This window comes from Pantoea sp. CTOTU46764, from assembly GCF_031974595.1.
Taxonomy (GTDB): Bacteria; Pseudomonadota; Gammaproteobacteria; order Enterobacterales; family Enterobacteriaceae; genus Pantoea; species Pantoea trifolii.
In genome coordinates, this window is the sequence record NZ_DALYOQ010000023.1 from 38,872 (window position 1) to 55,086 (window position 16,215).

The 16,215-nt window shown below is 56.9% G+C and carries 16 protein-coding genes; 5 read left to right on the plus strand and 11 right to left on the minus strand.

Annotated features, from left to right (window positions below; translation table 11 throughout):
- The 3 genes from RTM06_RS10395 to trmB form a co-directional block, all read right to left on the minus strand.
- A partial coding sequence (locus RTM06_RS10395) for a DUF2884 family protein (protein ID WP_312181946.1) occupies window positions 1–545 on the minus strand: 545 nt, incomplete at its 3' end.
- A gap of 102 nt (window positions 546–647) precedes the next feature.
- Window positions 648–974, minus strand: a complete 327-nt coding sequence (locus tag RTM06_RS10400) for a YggL family protein (RefSeq protein ID WP_008107231.1) — start codon at window positions 972–974, stop codon at window positions 648–650.
- On the minus strand, window positions 974–1,693 hold the full coding sequence (trmB, locus tag RTM06_RS10405) for a tRNA (guanosine(46)-N7)-methyltransferase TrmB (RefSeq protein WP_008107230.1): 720 nt from the start codon (window positions 1,691–1,693) through the stop codon (window positions 974–976). The genes RTM06_RS10400 and trmB overlap by 1 nt, the downstream gene beginning before the upstream one ends.
- Before the next feature lie 154 nt (window positions 1,694–1,847).
- Between trmB and mutY the strand changes: the two genes are divergently transcribed.
- Genes mutY through mltC form a run of 3 tightly spaced genes read left to right on the plus strand, consistent with a single transcriptional unit; the run spans window position 1,848 to window position 4,339 of the window.
- Window positions 1,848–2,933 (plus strand): A/G-specific adenine glycosylase, encoded by a 1,086-nt coding sequence (mutY, locus tag RTM06_RS10410; RefSeq protein WP_312181949.1) that lies wholly within the window; start codon window positions 1,848–1,850, stop codon window positions 2,931–2,933.
- A complete protein-coding gene (locus tag RTM06_RS10415; protein WP_007890330.1) occupies window positions 2,933–3,205 on the plus strand; it encodes an oxidative damage protection protein in 273 nt (90 codons plus the stop codon). The genes mutY and RTM06_RS10415 overlap by 1 nt, the downstream gene beginning before the upstream one ends.
- A gap of 54 nt (window positions 3,206–3,259) precedes the next feature.
- The gene (gene mltC, locus RTM06_RS10420) at window positions 3,260–4,339 is read left to right on the plus strand and encodes a membrane-bound lytic murein transglycosylase MltC (protein ID WP_312181951.1); all 1,080 of its coding nucleotides are present in this window, start codon (window positions 3,260–3,262) and stop codon (window positions 4,337–4,339) included.
- A 92-nt stretch (window positions 4,340–4,431) separates the two neighbouring features.
- Here the strand turns inward: mltC and RTM06_RS10425 are convergent, their stop codons facing one another.
- Entirely contained in the window at window positions 4,432–6,579 is a 2,148-nt protein-coding gene (locus RTM06_RS10425) for an ornithine decarboxylase (protein ID WP_312181953.1), read from the minus strand.
- Between the two features lie 289 nt (window positions 6,580–6,868).
- Between RTM06_RS10425 and RTM06_RS10430 the strand changes: the two genes are divergently transcribed.
- The gene (locus RTM06_RS10430; protein WP_110868031.1) at window positions 6,869–7,852 is read left to right on the plus strand and encodes an MDR family oxidoreductase; all 984 of its coding nucleotides are present in this window, start codon (window positions 6,869–6,871) and stop codon (window positions 7,850–7,852) included.
- Between the two features lie 83 nt (window positions 7,853–7,935).
- Here RTM06_RS10430 and RTM06_RS10435 read toward each other — a convergent pair whose 3' ends face one another.
- The 5 genes from RTM06_RS10435 to RTM06_RS10455 form a co-directional block, all read right to left on the minus strand.
- A complete protein-coding gene (locus RTM06_RS10435) occupies window positions 7,936–8,715 on the minus strand; it encodes a heme ABC transporter ATP-binding protein (protein WP_312181956.1) in 780 nt (259 codons plus the stop codon).
- Complete coding sequence (locus RTM06_RS10440; protein WP_312181958.1) at window positions 8,712–9,710, minus strand: iron ABC transporter permease; 999 nt, start codon at window positions 9,708–9,710, stop codon at window positions 8,712–8,714. Before RTM06_RS10440 ends, RTM06_RS10435 begins: the two co-directional genes overlap by 4 nt.
- A gap of 95 nt (window positions 9,711–9,805) precedes the next feature.
- Window positions 9,806–10,648: a hemin ABC transporter substrate-binding protein gene (locus tag RTM06_RS10445; RefSeq protein WP_312181960.1), complete on the minus strand. Its 843-nt coding sequence runs from the start codon at window positions 10,646–10,648 to the stop codon at window positions 9,806–9,808.
- Window positions 10,645–11,667 carry a ChuX/HutX family heme-like substrate-binding protein gene (locus tag RTM06_RS10450; RefSeq protein WP_312181962.1) on the minus strand — a complete coding sequence of 341 codons (1,023 nt, stop codon included), beginning with the start codon at window positions 11,665–11,667 and terminating at the stop codon, window positions 10,645–10,647. The genes RTM06_RS10445 and RTM06_RS10450 overlap by 4 nt, the downstream gene beginning before the upstream one ends.
- A gap of 48 nt (window positions 11,668–11,715) precedes the next feature.
- Complete coding sequence (locus tag RTM06_RS10455) at window positions 11,716–14,049, minus strand: TonB-dependent receptor domain-containing protein (RefSeq protein WP_312181964.1); 2,334 nt, start codon at window positions 14,047–14,049, stop codon at window positions 11,716–11,718.
- 221 nt (window positions 14,050–14,270) lie between these two features.
- On the opposite strand from RTM06_RS10455, the gene RTM06_RS10460 reads away from it, so the two are divergent.
- Window positions 14,271–14,558 carry a SelT/SelW/SelH family protein gene (locus RTM06_RS10460; RefSeq protein ID WP_312181966.1) on the plus strand — a complete coding sequence of 96 codons (288 nt, stop codon included), beginning with the start codon at window positions 14,271–14,273 and terminating at the stop codon, window positions 14,556–14,558.
- A gap of 58 nt (window positions 14,559–14,616) precedes the next feature.
- Here RTM06_RS10460 and RTM06_RS10465 read toward each other — a convergent pair whose 3' ends face one another.
- Both RTM06_RS10465 and RTM06_RS10470 read right to left on the minus strand, forming a co-directional pair.
- Window positions 14,617–15,156 (minus strand): PadR family transcriptional regulator, encoded by a 540-nt coding sequence (locus RTM06_RS10465; RefSeq protein ID WP_312181968.1) that lies wholly within the window; start codon window positions 15,154–15,156, stop codon window positions 14,617–14,619.
- 89 nt (window positions 15,157–15,245) lie between these two features.
- Complete coding sequence (locus tag RTM06_RS10470) at window positions 15,246–16,028, minus strand: siderophore-interacting protein (RefSeq protein ID WP_312181970.1); 783 nt, start codon at window positions 16,026–16,028, stop codon at window positions 15,246–15,248.
- Between the last annotated feature and the right edge of the window lie 187 nt (window positions 16,029–16,215).

The following is a 16,215-nucleotide window of genomic DNA, read 5'->3' on the forward strand; positions in this document are numbered from 1 at the left end:
CCGTTTGCTGCCTGGCTGCTGCCCATTTCGTTGAGGCTATCCTGCATGATGCCGCCGAGCGTGCTCTGCACCAGCTTCTCGCCTTCCGCGCGCACCTGATCGATGGCCTGATGATGGAAGGTCAAGCCATCGGGACGATGCTCGATAATGCGGTTCATTTGCTGCTTAAGCTGACCATCCAGCTTGGTGAGGCGATTACGCACGTTGCTGTTTTCGCCGAGCTTCTCGACAATCACTTTATCCAGCGCCACGCGGCTGCGCTCCAGACGCGAGGTCGCGCCGCTATCGATCCACGGCAAATCGCGACGCAGCGCGGTTTGATAATCGATGGCTTTCTGGCGCGCGGCGTTATCCACGTTGATCTTCTGACCATTAAACTGCACATCGCCCTGCGGAGTGATTTCGAGGTTGCCGTTGGTTCCCACCACCTGCACGCTCTGCGGTTTAATGATCACATCATCCTGTGGCTTGACGCTGCACTCGTATGCAGCCTGAGCCTGAGTTGCCGCCAGCAGCAGCGCGGCGATAAGAGCCTTACGAACCATGAAATCTCCTGAGCAATAAAAAGGTCGCCATGAATGGCGACCCTACGAAATCCGTTGTAGGGTGGCCATTTATGGCCACCTTCCCGCATCAACCACTAAAACTTAGTCCCACCAAACGTCGAAGAGTTCAGTCACCTGCACATCGGTCAGGTTGTGGGCTTCCAGCCACTTACGCACCAGCTCGCGATGCTCATCGGTGCATTTGCCGGTTTCCTGCAAGCACACCAAACCTTCCCACACCAGATAACCGCTGCCGTCATACGCCAGACCATTCGGCGCGATCACTTCATTAATGAACTGATCAACAGTGGCGTCGATTTGCTCCTCAGTGGTGCCTTCGGCGAAACGCCAGGCGACGGAGAAACCTAATTCCTGAAACTCATCAATATGCAGTTTTTTACGCAAACGACGGCTACGTTGTACGGCCATTATTTCACCCTCTCAAACATCAGATCCCACACGCCATGGCCCAGTCGCTGCCCGCGCTGCTCAAACTTGGTTAACGGACGCGTTTCTGGACGCGGCACGTAATTGTTACTTTCCGACTGATTTTTATATCCGTCGATGCTGCTCATCACTTCTAACATGTGTTCGGCGTAGGCTTCCCAATCGGTCGCCATATGGAACACGCCGCCCAGCTTCAATTTGCGCATCACCAGCTCAGCAAACGGCACCTGTACGATGCGACGCTTGTTATGTCGCGCTTTGTGCCACGGATCCGGGAAGAACAGCTGCACCATGCGCAGCGAGTTATCCGGAATCATCTTCTGCAGCACTTCCACCGCGTCGTGACACATCACGCGCAGGTTTTCCACGCCCGCTTCCTTCGCCGATGCCAGGCAAGCACCCACGCCCGGCGCATGCACTTCCAGGCCGAGGAAGTTCTGATGCGGATTATTCTGCGCCATGGTCACCAGCGAGGCGCCCATGCCGAAACCGATCTCCAGCACCACCGGCGCGTCTCGGCCAAACAGCGTCACCAGATCCAGCGGCTCCTGCTGGAACTCCACGCCCATCTCCGGCCATAAATTGTCGAGCGCGAGCTGCTGTCCTTTCGTTAAGCGCCCCTGGCGGCGCACAAAACTGCGGATACGGCGTAATGGCCGCCCGTTCTCATCAAATTCTGGGGTGATGACGTCATTAATCATGTTGAAGCCTGCTGGTTAGCCTGTTCTGGGAAACGGGCATTATGCAAAGTTCATAAGCAGAAGCAAGCCTTTGCAATCTTCCGGTTTACACCCTGAGGTCTCTGTGCTGGAATTCCTGCCTGATTGTAGAGTAAACACGGAAAATTTCCTTCTTATGATGCAAGCGCCGACGTTCGCGCAACAAGTGCTGGATTGGTATCAGCGCTTTGGTCGCAAAACCCTGCCGTGGCAGCAGGAGAAAACGCCGTACAAGGTATGGCTCTCTGAAGTGATGCTGCAGCAAACCCAGGTTGCTACCGTCATTCCCTATTTTGAACGCTTTATGGCGCGCTTCCCAACGGTGGCCGATCTGGCGGCTGCGCCGCTGGATGAAGTGCTGCATCTGTGGACCGGTCTCGGCTATTACGCGCGTGCGCGTAATCTGCACAAAGCCGCGAAACAGGTGGTGGAGATGCACGGCGGCGAGTTCCCGCGTAACTTTGACGATGTTGCGGCGCTGCCGGGCATTGGTCGTTCGACTGCGGGCGCGGTGTTGTCGCTGTCGCTTGGTCTGCACTTCCCGATTCTGGATGGCAACGTAAAACGCGTGCTGGCGCGCTGCTACGCGGTGGGCGGCTGGCCGGGTAAAAAGGACGTTGAAAAACGGCTGTGGCAGATCAGCGAAGAGGTCACGCCAGCGGTAGGCGTCAGCCAGTTCAATCAGGCGATGATGGACCTTGGCGCGTTAGTATGTACTCGCTCACGCCCTAAATGCGAAATCTGCCCGCTCAATAGCGGATGCGTTGCTTATGCCAACAGCAGCTGGGCTGAATATCCCGGCAAGAAACCTAAGCAGACTTTGCCAGAACGCAGTGGCTGGATGTTGATGATGCAGGATGGTGATGATGTGTGGTTAGAGCAGCGTCCGCCGGTTGGCCTGTGGGGCGGATTGTTCTGCTTTCCGCAGTTTACAAGTGAGCAAGCGCTAACTGACTGGCTAACCGAGCGCGGCATTCATGCCAAACCGCAGCAGCTCACCGCATTCCGCCACACCTTCAGCCATTTCCACTTAGACATTGTGCCTATGTGGCTCGCATGGCCTTCCGCTGGGTCGCTGATGGATGAAGCGGGCGGTCTCTGGTATAACTTAGCGCAACCACCGTCAGTGGGTTTGGCGGCGCCGGTTGAGCGCTTGCTGCATGAATTGCGCCATCCCCAGCAGCTTACGCGTCGAGCAGACGCGACCGAAGAGGAAGAGTAATGAGCCGCACCATTTTTTGTACTTATCTGCAACGCGACGCTGAAGGTCAGGACTTTCAGCTCTATCCTGGCGAGCTGGGTAAGCGCATCTTTAATGAGATCTCCAAAGAAGCCTGGCAGCAGTGGATGTCCAAGCAAACCATGCTGATCAATGAGAAGAAATTGAGCATGATGAACCCGGAAGATCGCAAAGTGCTGGAGAAGGAGATGATCAATTTCCTGTTCGAAGGCAAAGATGTGCACATTGAAGGTTACACCCCGCCAGAAAAATAACCGTTCAGGGCTTCCCTTTGAGGCCCTCTTTTTCGATTCAGGCACGCATTAACAATGAATAAAAAACTGATAGCGCTCTTGGTGATTGCAACACTTTTGGTCTCCTGCTCCGGACAAAAAAAATCGCAGTACCATGAAGAGTGGGTCAAGGACACCAACGGTTTCGATATTTTGATGGGCCAGTTTGCCCACAATATTGAAAACATTTGGGGAATCAATGAAGTTCTGATCGCCGGACCGAAAGATTACGTCAAATATAGCGACGGTTATTACACCCGCAGTCACATCAACTTTGACAGCGGTAGCATCACCATTGAGACCATTTCCGGCACCGATCCGATGGCCAGCCTGCGTCAGGCGATCATCACCACGCTGTTGATTGGCGAAGATCCGGGCAATGTCGATCTCTACTCCGATGCCAATGATATTCAAATCAGTAAAGAGCCGCTGCTGTACGGCCAGGTGCTGGATAATACCGGCCAGCCGATCCGCTGGCAGGGCCGCGCCGGCAGCTTTGCTGATTATCTGATTCAAAACAAACTGCAGAAACGCACCTCCGGATTGCACGTCATCTGGTCGGTTACCATTCCGATGGTGCCAAATCACCTCGACAAACGTGCTCACAAATATCTGCCAATGGTGCGTAAAGCCGCTGAACAATATGGCGTGGATGCGTCACTGATTCTGGCGATTATGCAGATTGAATCGAGCTTCAACCCGTATGCGGTGAGCCACGCTGATGCGCTGGGGTTAATGCAGGTGGTGCAGCATACCGCCGGTGTTGATGTGTTCCGCATGAAGGGCAAAGGCGGCAAACCGAGCCGCAGCTATCTGCTTGATCCTGAGAATAATATTGATGCGGGCACCGCGTATTTGTCGCTGCTGCAGAGAAGTTATTTAGGCGGGATTCAGGATCCGACATCACGGCGTTATGCGGTGATTACGGCCTACAACGGCGGTGCGGGCAGCGTGCTGCGCGTGTTCTCCAGCGATAAGGATCGCGCGTTCTCGTCGATAAATGGCATGTCGCCAGCGGAAGTTTACCAGACGCTGACCACCAACCATCCATCGGCGGAATCGCGTCGTTATCTGTATAAAGTGAGCCAGGCGCAGCGCAGTTATCGCCGGTTTTAGGATAAGGTATTGATTTAAAAAGGTGGGCATAAATGCCCACCCTACGTGTAGGGTCGCCATTCATGGCGACCTTTTTAATGACGAATCAAATCTCACACCATCATATTCGCCACTAAACACAAACGCCCGCTCTCATCTTCTTCGGTGTAAACCCCTTGCAGCTCCGGCGAGAAGCCCGGCAGCAGGTTGATGCCCTCTTCCAGCGCAAGGAAATAGCGCTGCACCGCGCCGCCCCACACTTCGCCAGGTACTACGCACAACACGCCCGGCGGATACGGTAACGCACCTTCGGCCGCAATGCGCCCTTCGGCTTTGGCAATCGGCACCAGCTCCACTTCGCCACGAATGTAGGCCTGATGCGCATCCTGCGGATTCACTTTCACCGGAGGGAAGCAGGCTGAACGGAACATCGCTTTCTGCAGATCCTTAACGTCGAAACTGACGTAGAGATCGTGCATCTCCTGACACAAGCGGCGCAGCGTGTAACCTTTGTAGCGCTCGATGTTCTTGCGATACACGCTCGGCAGCACTTCCGCCAGCAGCGCGTCCTCGCGTACGTGCTGCTCAAACTGCACCAGCATCGCCACCAAATGCGCCATCTTCTCCGGCGTTTCCGCTGGCGTCAGCAGGAACAGAATCGAGTTGAGGTCGCACTTCTCCGGCACGATGCCGTTCTCGCGCAGATAGTTGGCCAGAATAGTCGCGGGAATCCCGAAGCTGGTGTACTCACCGCTGGCGGCATCGATGCCCGGCGTGGTAAGCAGCAGCTTGCACGGATCAACCAGATACTGTTGTTGCGCGTAACCTTCAAAGCCGTGCCACTTCGCGCCCGGTTCCAGGCTGAAGTAAGCGGGATCGGCGGCGATAGCTTCCGTTTCCGCCGCTTGCCACAGTTTGCCGTGTACCTTCTCCGGCAGGAACGGCTGGATCATCTCACAACGTTCCAGAATCGCCTTGCGCGCATCAATGCCGATAGTGACGCACTCGTGCCACATGCTGCGTCCCGCTTCGCCTTTGTGCATGCGGGCGTTGATATCCAGCGCAGCAAACAGCGGATAGAACGGGCTGGTTGAGGCGTGCAGCATAAACGCATTGTTGAGGCGCTTGTGCGGACAGAAACGCTTCTGCCCACGGATGTGATTGTCTTTCTTGTGGATTTGCGACGTCTGCGAGAAACCGGCCAGCTGCTTGTGCACCGATTGCGTCACAAAGATGCCCGGATCGTTCTCGTTCAACTCCAGCGTTAGCGGCGAACAGCCGGCCATCAGCGGGATAAATTGCTCGTAGCCAACCCACGCCGAATCGAACAGGATGTAATCGCACAGATGACCGATGCGATCGACCACCTGACGCGCGTTGTACACCGTGCCGTCGTAGGTGCCGAGCTGAATAATCGCCAGGCGGAAAGGTCGCTGATCGTTGGCACGATCGGGTGCCACTTTGGCGATTTCTTCACGCAGATAAGCATCGTCAAAACAGTGCGCATCAATGCCGCCGATAAAGCCAAACGGATTGCGCGCCGCTTCCAGATAGACCGGCGTCGCGCCCGCCTGAATCAGCGCGCCATGATGGTTGGACTTGTGGTTGTTACGGTCAAACAGCACCAGATCGCCGCGCGTTAGCAGCGCGTTGGTCACCACTTTGTTGGCGCTGGAGGTGCCGTTAAGCACGAAGTAGGTTTTATCGGCGTTAAACACTTTCGCCGCGAACTTCTGCGCGTCTTTGGCTGAGCCTTCGTGAATCAGCAGATCGCCGAGCTTAACGTCGGCGTTGCACATATCAGAACGGAACACGTTCTCGCCGTAGAACTCATAGAACTGACGTCCCGCCGGATGCTTGCGGAAGAAAGCGCCGCCCTGATGTCCCGGACAGGCAAACGTGCTGTTCTGCATATCGACGTAGCGCGTGAGCGTGTCGAAAAATGGCGGCAACAACTCGGCTTCATAGGCCTGCGCGGCATCCTCCAGCGCGTCCCACTCTTCTGGCGCGCCGTTGATTTCACCGGTGACGCCGGGCAGCTTCAGCACTTCTTCATCGAATGCATTGGCGACAAACACCGGCAGGTTAAAGCCGATTTTGCGCAACAGCGTCAGCACGCCACTGCGCGTGTCCGACAAGGTGATCACGACCGCCGCGACATCGGTAAAGTCGGTATTGTCCAGCGTCACCACGTCGCGCGCAGTGTTCAGACTAAGGGTTGGCGCTACAGCAACGCTGGCAGCAATTTTCAATGGGTTCATAACACAAATCCCTGAGAGAGGATGAGTGGGTGCCGATGGCACAGCAATGAGGAGGTTTCCTCGGCGAAGTAAATCTGGGAGTTGATCACTAACTGGGGCGCAATCATGTCATCTTTTTTTTGCGGGAACAACCGCTGCGCGGCCCCTCACCCCAGCCCTCTCCCGCAAGCGGGCGAGGGAGCCGATTGAGCCGTTCTTAACATTCCCTCTCCCACTCGTGGGAGAGGGTTAGGGTGAGGGCAAAAAAGGAGTACTATTACCCCACTTTCCTCAACCAGCCGGAGGCTGTATGTTCAAGGCATTGGTCATTGAAAATGATGAACAGGGATACCGCACATCCCTGAAAGATCTGTCAGAAAAACAACTGCCCGATCAGGATGTCACCCTCGAAGTAAGCTACTCCACGCTCAACTACAAAGACGCGCTCGCCATCTGCAACAAAGGCCCGATTGTGCGGCAATTCCCGATGGTGCCGGGCATCGATTTTGTTGGCCGGGTGATCAGCAGCCGCCATGCCGAATGGCAGCAAGACGATGTGGCGCTGCTCACCGGCTGGGGCGTAGGCGAAAAACACTGGGGCGGATTGGCGCAGAAAGCCAGCGTCTCGGGCGACTGGCTGGTGAAAGTGCCTGCCGCACTTAGCCCGCTACAAACCATGGCGATTGGCACCGCTGGCTTCACCGCCATGCTGTGCGTGCTGGCGCTGGAAAAACAGGGCATCACGCCACAGCACGGCCCGGTTTTGGTGACCGGCGCGAGCGGCGGCGTGGGCAGTTTCAGCGTCAGCTTACTGGCGCGTCTCGGCTATGAGGTTATTGCGTCCAGCGGTCGCGCCAGCGATAGCGATTACCTGATCAACACGCTTGGCGCTACATCGATCATCGATCGCGCAGAGCTGAGCGAGCCGGGCAAACCGCTGGCGAAAGAACGCTGGGCGGCGGCGATTGATAGCGTTGGCAGCCACACGCTGGCCAATGTGTTAGCGGGCATCAAGCGCGATGGCGTGGTGGCGGCATGCGGCATGGCGCAAGGTTTGGATCTGCCGACCAGCGTCGCGCCGTTCATTCTGCGCGGCGTGGTGCTGGCGGGCGTGGATAGCGTGATGTGCGCCAAACCGCTGCGTCAGCAGGCGTGGCAGCGCCTGGCGGAACTGGTGGATGGCGACCTGTTGCAGCAGTTAACCAAAGTGATTCCGCTGAGCGAAGCGCGTGAAGGTGCCGAGCAGCTGCTGGCCGGTAAAGTACGCGGCAGATTGATCGTCGATTGCCGCTGATGTTTTCGTAAGGTCGCCATTCATGGCGACCTTATACACATCAATCACGGCCAGGTGGGTATGAATGCCCACCCTACGAAACATCATGCGCGCAGCTGAATCTGCGGCCTGCCCTTCTCATCCTGCATCACCACATCCAGTTCCGCCTGATACCAGCGCGTCAGCGTGCTTTCGGTCATCACTTCATGCGGCGCGCCTTCTGCCACCAGCTTGCCCTGATGCAGCAACAGCACGCGATCCGACCACAGCGACGCGAGATTCAGATCGTGCAGCACGGTACAGACGCTGAAGCGCCCGTTGCGCGTCAGGCGATGCAGCAAACGCAAACTGTGCTGCTGCCAGAACAGATCCAGCGCGGAAGTGGGTTCATCGAGAAAAAGCCAGCCGCGCGGGCCATCGTCATGCCACAACTGCGCCAGCACGCGCGCCAGCTGCACGCGCTGCTGTTCACCACCGGAAAGCGATCGATAATCACGCGTTGCCAGCTCAAGGCTGCCGGTAATTTGCATCACTTCTTCTATTACCGCTTTAGATTTACTGCCCGGCCAGGGCGCGCGGCCCATCGCCACCACATCGGCGGCGGGCAGCGGAAAACTCACGCTATTTTGCTGACGCATCACCGCGCGGCGCTGCGCCAGCGGTTCGCGCGGCCAACTGTTTAGCGGACGATCGCCGAGCCAGCACTCGCCCGCTTGCGGCGTGAGAAAGCCGGTCAGCAAGCGCAGCAGCGTGGATTTCCCCGCGCCGTTGGGGCCGATCAGGGCGATCATTTCGCCAGGCTGCAAAGTCAGGGAAACGTCGTCGATCAAGGCGCGTGTGCCGTGGCTAAAACGCAGGCCGTGCGCCTGCATGCAGTCACTCATTCATCCCCCTTGGGCTCACGCAGAATCAGCCAGAGAAACCACGGACCGCCCAGCAGACTGGTTAACAGGCCAACCGGCATTTCCGCTGGCACCACCACGGTGCGCGCCAGCGTATCGGCCAGCAGCAGCAAAATCGCGCCCGCCAGCGCCGATCCCGGCAGCATCCAGCGATGATCGCTGCCGAGACAGAAGCGCATCAGGTGCGGCACCACTAAACCGACAAAGCCGATAATGCCGCTCACCGCCACGGCGGTGCCCACCAGCAACGCGCTCAGCACCAGCAGCTGACGCTGCGTGCGCTTAACGTCGATGCCCATGTAATGCGCGTCTTCTTCGCCGAGTTGCAGCAAATTGAGACGACGCGCGCGCAGCTGAATCGCTATCAGCGCCGGCAGAATCAGCACCGCGCACACCAGCAAACTCGGCCACTGCGCCGCGCTCAAACTGCCCATGCCCCACAGCGCCAGCTGACGCAGCTGCTGATCGTTACTCAGCCACGACAGCACCCCGACCGCTGCGCCACACAAGGCGTTGATGGCAATGCCGACCAGCAGCAAGCGCGATAAATTTCCCAACGCCAGACGGCTAAAACTGAAGATCAGCAGCGTCACCACCAAACTGCCCATAAAGGCAGCGAGAGTTGGCAGCCACAGCGCCAGCAGCGGCGGCAAGCCGAGTGGGATAACGATCGATATCGCCACCGCCAACCCCGCTCCGCTGCTGATGCCGAGCAAACCGGGATCGGCCAGCGGATTGCGAAACAATCCCTGCATCACCGCGCCGGAAACCGCCAACGCCATGCCGAGCAGCACCGCCAGCAGCACGCGCGGCAGGCGGATGTTGATCCATATTTGCCACGCCATATCGCTGAGCGGCGCACGCAGCAAGGTGCGCATTGAAAGCGGCATCGCGCCGAAGTTGGCGGCCAGCAGCATCACTATCAGCATGCAGATGGTCATCAAACCGAGCCAGCGCATCACGGATGTATTCGCCATATTTTTCCCCTAAATAATTCAAGGTGCAGGAAGGCAGCAAGTGTTCGAATCCCCAGGAGCTTACACAAGTAAGTGACTGGGGTGAGAACACGCAGCTAACGCGCCTGCGGCTTGAAGTATGACGGGCAAGCTGCTTCAGCGGCACGACGCAACTTCACAATCGCGCCCGGCGTATCAAGACCAAAGCTCAGCAGCGCCATCTCATCCACCACCAGTAAAGCGCGATGCTGACCGGCTGGCGTCAATGCCAAACCGGGTAGCGCCCACACTTTCTCTTCGCCGCCCAGCGTACGCAGGCCATCCTCACCTACCACGATCAAATCCGGTGCGGCGGCGACCACGCCTTCCTGCGAAAGCTGCTGATAGTGCGGCACCGCCGCCATCGCGTTAATCAGACCGGCGCTGCGAATTGCGCCGTCCGCGCCGGTTTGCGCACCCGCCGCCTGAGTACGCATGCCGCCGTGCGCCATGATAAACAGCACTTTAACGGGCAACGGTTGTTGCGGGATCTGCGCGCGCTGTTTGTTGACCTTTTCGATCAACGCGTTGGCTTCATCTTCACGATGCAGCGCCTTGCCGATGGTGGCGATTTTTTCCGGGATGGCGTCGAGGCTGTTTTTGCCGGTGACATCCACCACCTTCACACCCGCCTGCTCCACCTGCTGCAACACCAGCGACGGTTTTGCCAGCTCGCTGCTCAGCACCAGCGTCGGTTTCAGCGCCAGAATCCCTTCGGCATTCAGCTGACGCATATAACCGACATCCGGCAGCTTGTTGGCCTGCGCCGGATGCTGGCTGGTGCTGTCGCGCGCCACCAGATCCTGTTGCGCATCCAGGGCGTAGATGATTTGCGTGACGTCACCGCCAATCGAGATTACCCGCTCGGCCGCTACAGCCGGCAGCGCCAGCGCCGTCAGCAGCAACAGAAGTTTTTTCATGCTAGCGCCTCCAGCGACATCACCTGCTCGCGCCAGCGCGCCTGCTCTGGCGTGCCTTCGCTGCGCTGGCCGTACAGCTGCGCGATCTGCGTGCCGTCGGCAGCAAACAGTTCCAGGCTGGTGACGAAGCCGTCGCCGCTCGGTTTGCGCGTCACCCAACTTTCGCTGATGTGATCCGCCATCAAATGCAGCGTGAAGGTGGGATTGAAGATGTTGATCCAGTTATCCATCGGCATCAGCTTCTCTACCGCGCCGGTGAAGATCTGCGTGCAGCCACGGTTGCCGATGAAAATCATGATTTCGTTGCCATCCTGCTGCGCCAGATCCAGCAACTGCGCCAGCGAGTCATTGCTCACCTGACGTGCCAGATCGTCCGCCACCGCGCGGAACGCTTGCGGGCGCGAGATGTTGTGACGCTTCAGCAGACCAAAGAACTGATGCACATCGGTGATGGCGCGCCATTCGGCTTCAACTTTGCTGGCATCAATCGCACTGCTGTATTGCGGCGCGCTGGCGGGTTGCGGATCTAACGCCGCCGCGTTCTCTTGCACGAACGCCGCAATCAGTGCATCCCACGCGGCGAAATCGGTGTTGTCGGTGGTGTAGATTTTCAGCACCGCATCAGCGTGGCGATCAAAAATCTGGATGCTTTGACGTTCTCCGTGAGCGCTCTGCTCGCGCAGGAAGAACGCGCTGTGCCACTGACTCGGGAACAGGCGCTGATCGAGCGCGCGCGGGTTGAGAATCAGTCCGGCGTGTTCGCCGAGGTGCAGGTTTTCATATTTGCCCACCTGCTCATGGACCGCATATTCATTGCGGGTGATGCTTTTGGTTTCACCTATCGCCGCCAGTGCCGCCAGCAGCGCTGGGAAATCGGCTTTTAGCGCCTTTGCATCCTGGCCGACACGCGCTTCACACAGCTGCGCTTCGCCAATGCCCATCAATGCTGCGAGATCGCGCGCGTACTTTTTCGGATGCTCGCCTTTCAGCGCCAGATAGTGATCGTAACGTGGGTTCATTGCCTTGCTCCATGAAAATGCCCTGCGCTGCCGCAGGGCGAAAAGGGATTAGAAATCGACGTTCACACCCAACTGGAAGGTGCGGCCTGGCATTACCGCCAGGTTGATGTCGTTGCGTTCCTGGGCATTGCTACTGGTTAGCGTGCGGCTGCTGGTGTAATCCCAGTATTTGCGATCGGTAATGTTGTAGATGCCGCCGCTCAGCTTGACGTTTTTCGTCGCCTGCCAGTAAGCCGTCGCATCTACCATGCCGTAACCCGGTACGCGCATATATTCCGAGGTGGAGTCGGTGATCGCCGTGCCGGTGTTGGTGTAGCTTTCGCGGTTGGTCGCCGTGGCCTGTTTGCCTTTCACGAAGGTGGCGGTCAGCGCTGCGCCGTAGCCGCGCGCTTTGTCATCCCACGCCAGGCCGACTATCGCTTTCAATGGCGCGACGCTATCGAGATCGATGTACTTGTCACCGGCGTAGCTGGACTTGGATTTACCTTCGTTGTAGCCCAGCGCAAAGGTGCTGCTCAGGCCATCCACTTGCGGGAACCAGGTGCCGTAATTCACTTTGGTGGCGATCTCAGCACCATAAATGTAGGCCTTATCGCGGTTTTCGGCCTGATAGCTGGTGTAGATGTTGCTCGGGACGTTGACGAACATCTCCGGATTGGCCGAGCGACGATAGCGGGTGTAAGCGATGAAATTTTTGTACTGGTTGTAGAACACCGAGGTGTTGACCGTTACGCCTTCAGTCGCCTGGCCTTTCAGGCCCCACTCGAAGTTGTTGCTGGTTTCGGTTTTCAGATCGGTGTTACCAATCAACGCATACTGCGCGCTCCCCGCATAGCTGGAGCCAAGATTCCATGAACCATACAACTGGCTGGTGGTAGGGAACTGCACGCCGCGTTTATATTGCAGATAGGTGGTCAGCGCTGGCGTTAAGTCGTACTGGAAGGTCAGCGATGGCAGCACCTGGGTATCGGAGTTGGTTTTGCCGTACAGCGCATCAACCTGCTCTTCGGTTAGCACTGTGCTGCCGTTAGTCAGATCGCCCAGATCCTTGGGTTTGGTGCTTTGATACATCATGCGTACGCCGGGAATAACCGTGAAGTTGTGGCTATCAACATCGAAATTGATCTTATCTTGCAGGTAACCCGCCACCGCGAAGGTGCGGCTGTCAGATTGTGGCTGCGTGATGGCGCTGAAGGTGCTCGGCGTTGGTTCCTGACGGAATGGACGCTCGCTGTTATCCAGGCGCGCGTTGACACCGGCACTCAGCTCGTGACGGCCCAGCGTTTTGGTGCCGCGCGTGTCGAAGCCGTAGGTATCGACGTTGAAATCGGAATAGACAAAGCCATACTGGCTGGCGCTGGTTGGCAGATACGTATTGTCGTGCGCCTGCGTTTGCTGCCAGTAAAGGCGTGTGGTCAGCGTATCGATAAAGTCGTTGTACGGCGTCCACTCATCCGCCAGATTGATACCCCAGCGGCGCGTATCACTCTGCTGCTGCGCGGTGCCCCAAACCGTGTTGCCGCTGGTGTCCCAGGTATCGTAATGGCTGTGATTGGTTTTGTGATAGTAATCGAAAGTAGCGCTCAGCTTGTGCTGATCGTTCGGCTGCCAGATGCCGGACGTCATAAAGGCGTCAGAGTGCCAGTTGGCCGGATAAGCATCGATCACGCCGCTGTTGTTCTCGGTTTCCTGACCGTCGCGACGGCTGTAAACAAACAGGCCGCGCAGCTCATCATCGCCGGCGGCGGCGGTGATGCCGTTGTGCCAGCTACGATTCGATGAGTCGTAACCGCTCTGATAACCGAAGTAAGTATTTTTGTCGCTGCTAAGGTAATCGTCGGCGCTTTTGTTATGGAACGAGACGTTACCGCCAATCGAGGTATTCGGCTGATCCACCGCCGTGGCGCCCTTCTCGATATCAACGCTGCCGAACATGTAGGGATCGATGTAATCGCGGCCAATACCAAAGGTGTTGTTGCCGGTGCGGCTGACGTAAGGACGTCCGGTGGCATCTGGAATCGGAATGCCGTCGATATCCATGCCGACGCGATTACTCTCCAGGCCACGAATGTTGTAACCGGTATAGCCCGCGCGGTCGAAACCGCTTTTGCCGGCCGAGGATCCGCCGCTTGAACCGGTGGCGCTGATCAGCGGCTCATAACGCATAATCGAGCCGAAATCATTCGCGCCGCGTTTTTGCAGCTCTTGTGCCGTAATGGTGGTTTTATTACCGGCCTGCTGTTTTGGCGCGGTGACGGTGAGAACCGGTTCATTGCTGGTGCTGTCGCTGGCGGCAAAGCTGCAAGCGGCATGAATGGCTGAAGATAAGATGGCAACTTTGAAAAGACGTTGCTGGGCCGTTCCCTGAAAGAGTGAAGACATGCGCGAAATACCTGGTTAATTGTTAGTATTCGCTCACTTGCTTGCTGCCTGAAAGTACGGGCTTGGGTTAAAAGACCGTAAAAAAATATGGACTTATTTTATGTAATAAATGATGTCGACAGGAATGTAATGCAAGTGGTAATCATTATCAACTAGCAGTAAGCTAAGATGTATCTTGGACCGCACATTTTGTTAACTTATATATCTAAAAGAGACAGGTTATGTCACAGAAACCAGCGATTACCATTCATTACTGCACACAATGTAACTGGCTGCTGCGTTCCGCCTGGATGGCGCAGGAGTTGCTGCATACGTTTGCCGAGGATTTAAGTGCGGTAACGCTACAACCGGGAACCGGCGGCGTATTTGAGATCATCATTGATGGTCAGGTGATTTGGGAGCGTAAGCAGGAAGGCGGATTTCCGGATGCGGCCGCGCTGAAGCAGCGCGTACGCGATGTTTGCTGGCCGGATCGCGCGTTGGGGCATGTGGATAAAAAGAAGAGTTGATTTGGGGTTGGTGCGGTTTTCTGGACGGTCGCCATGAATGGCGACCCTACGTTCGGCGTTAACTGTTCGCGATTTTCTCGGCCGCCTGATGCAACGCTTCAATCACGATTTCCAGCGACTCTGCAGAAATATCTTCCTGCGCCAGACGATGATTCAAGGTGTGTTTGATCAGGTGAATCGCCTGCTCAACCTGCGGAATGCTGCGGTTATTCACCAGAATCGCCAGCGAAGTTAAGCGCTCGATAATCGCATCCACATTGTCACGATTCTCTGCCAGCAGCGCCACGCCGCTCTCATTCAGTGCATAGGCTTTGCGTGATGCCTGCGCATCGACCACGCGAATCGCATCCATCTCTTCGAGCAGCGTCAGGTTGGGATAAATAATGCCGGGGCTCGGGGAGTATTCCCCTTTGGAGAGCTCTTCAACCGATTTGATCAGCTCATAGCCGTGCGCAGGACTGTTGGCCAGAAAGTGCAGCATTAACAGGCGGATATCACTGGCATCCAGCATCCGCTCCCGACGCTTCTTGCGTGCGCCTGCACAGACGGCACGCTGTGCGTGATCGGATTGCCATGGAAAATCCCGCTGCTGTTTCATTGCCTTCCTGAGCGCTAATTAAGGGAGGTTGATAGTAGTCTGCCACCTGGCAAAATTCAACACAGGCGGCAGCGCGCGCAGCATTACCGTTATTTCTGATGCCAATAAGCTACGGCGCGCACGAAATCGGTATTTGCACCGCGTCCCTGGGTGAAGTAATCGCTCAGTAATTTCACCGCTTCGCCCTCGCCGGTCAGCCAGATGAAGTATTCAGTGGCGGGCAGCGCAATCTGATCCAGCTGTGCCGTTATCGGTGCCAGGTTATCGGCCTGCATGCTGCCGCTTCCCAACCAGCTCACCTGCACATTTGGCAAATCACCGAGATAATCGCGGCCGGTGGCTTCATCGGCATAGGCCAGCAGGTGAATTTCCTGCGCCTGCATTTCGCTGTAACGACGTTTAAAGGCAGGCAAACCGGTCTCATCGCAGACGTAAATCTGGCAGGCATAATCCGTTGGTATCACCAACGAACCGCGCGGGCCGCCCATCGCGATTTGATCGCCCACTTTGGCTTGGTTTGCCCAGCTGCTGGCAACGCCGCCATCGTGGATGTAGAAATCGATGGTCAGGGAATCGACGCCGTTAAATTCCAGCGGCGTGTAATCACGCGCGGCAGGTCGCACGCCATTCGGCCAAACGATGCCTTCATCGGTGATCTGCGGCAGCGCCAGCTCAGCGCCGGCATGTTCCGGGAAGAACACTTTGATGTGATCGTCAAACGATGGCGAGTTGAAGCCGGCCAGATCGCTGCCGTTGAAAACAATGCGCCAGAATTCACCGGCAATCAGCGTTTTGCTGACCACGGTGATATGGCGGAAGCGCAGTTCATTGCGCACGCGGCGTGGCACGCGTTCGGAAGGGGTAGTTTGCACGTGGTGTCTCCCTAAAAGATAGTGAAAGTCATTCTCATCTGATGGGGAGAGAATAGTTATGATATATCTTCGATGCAATGCCGAAAAATGCTATCTGTGTGTTTGGTCGCCAGAATGGTACGCGCCATCGCAAAGGTCGCCATGAATGGCGACCCTTATATCTCGATCATTCTCCTCCGGGTGCTAT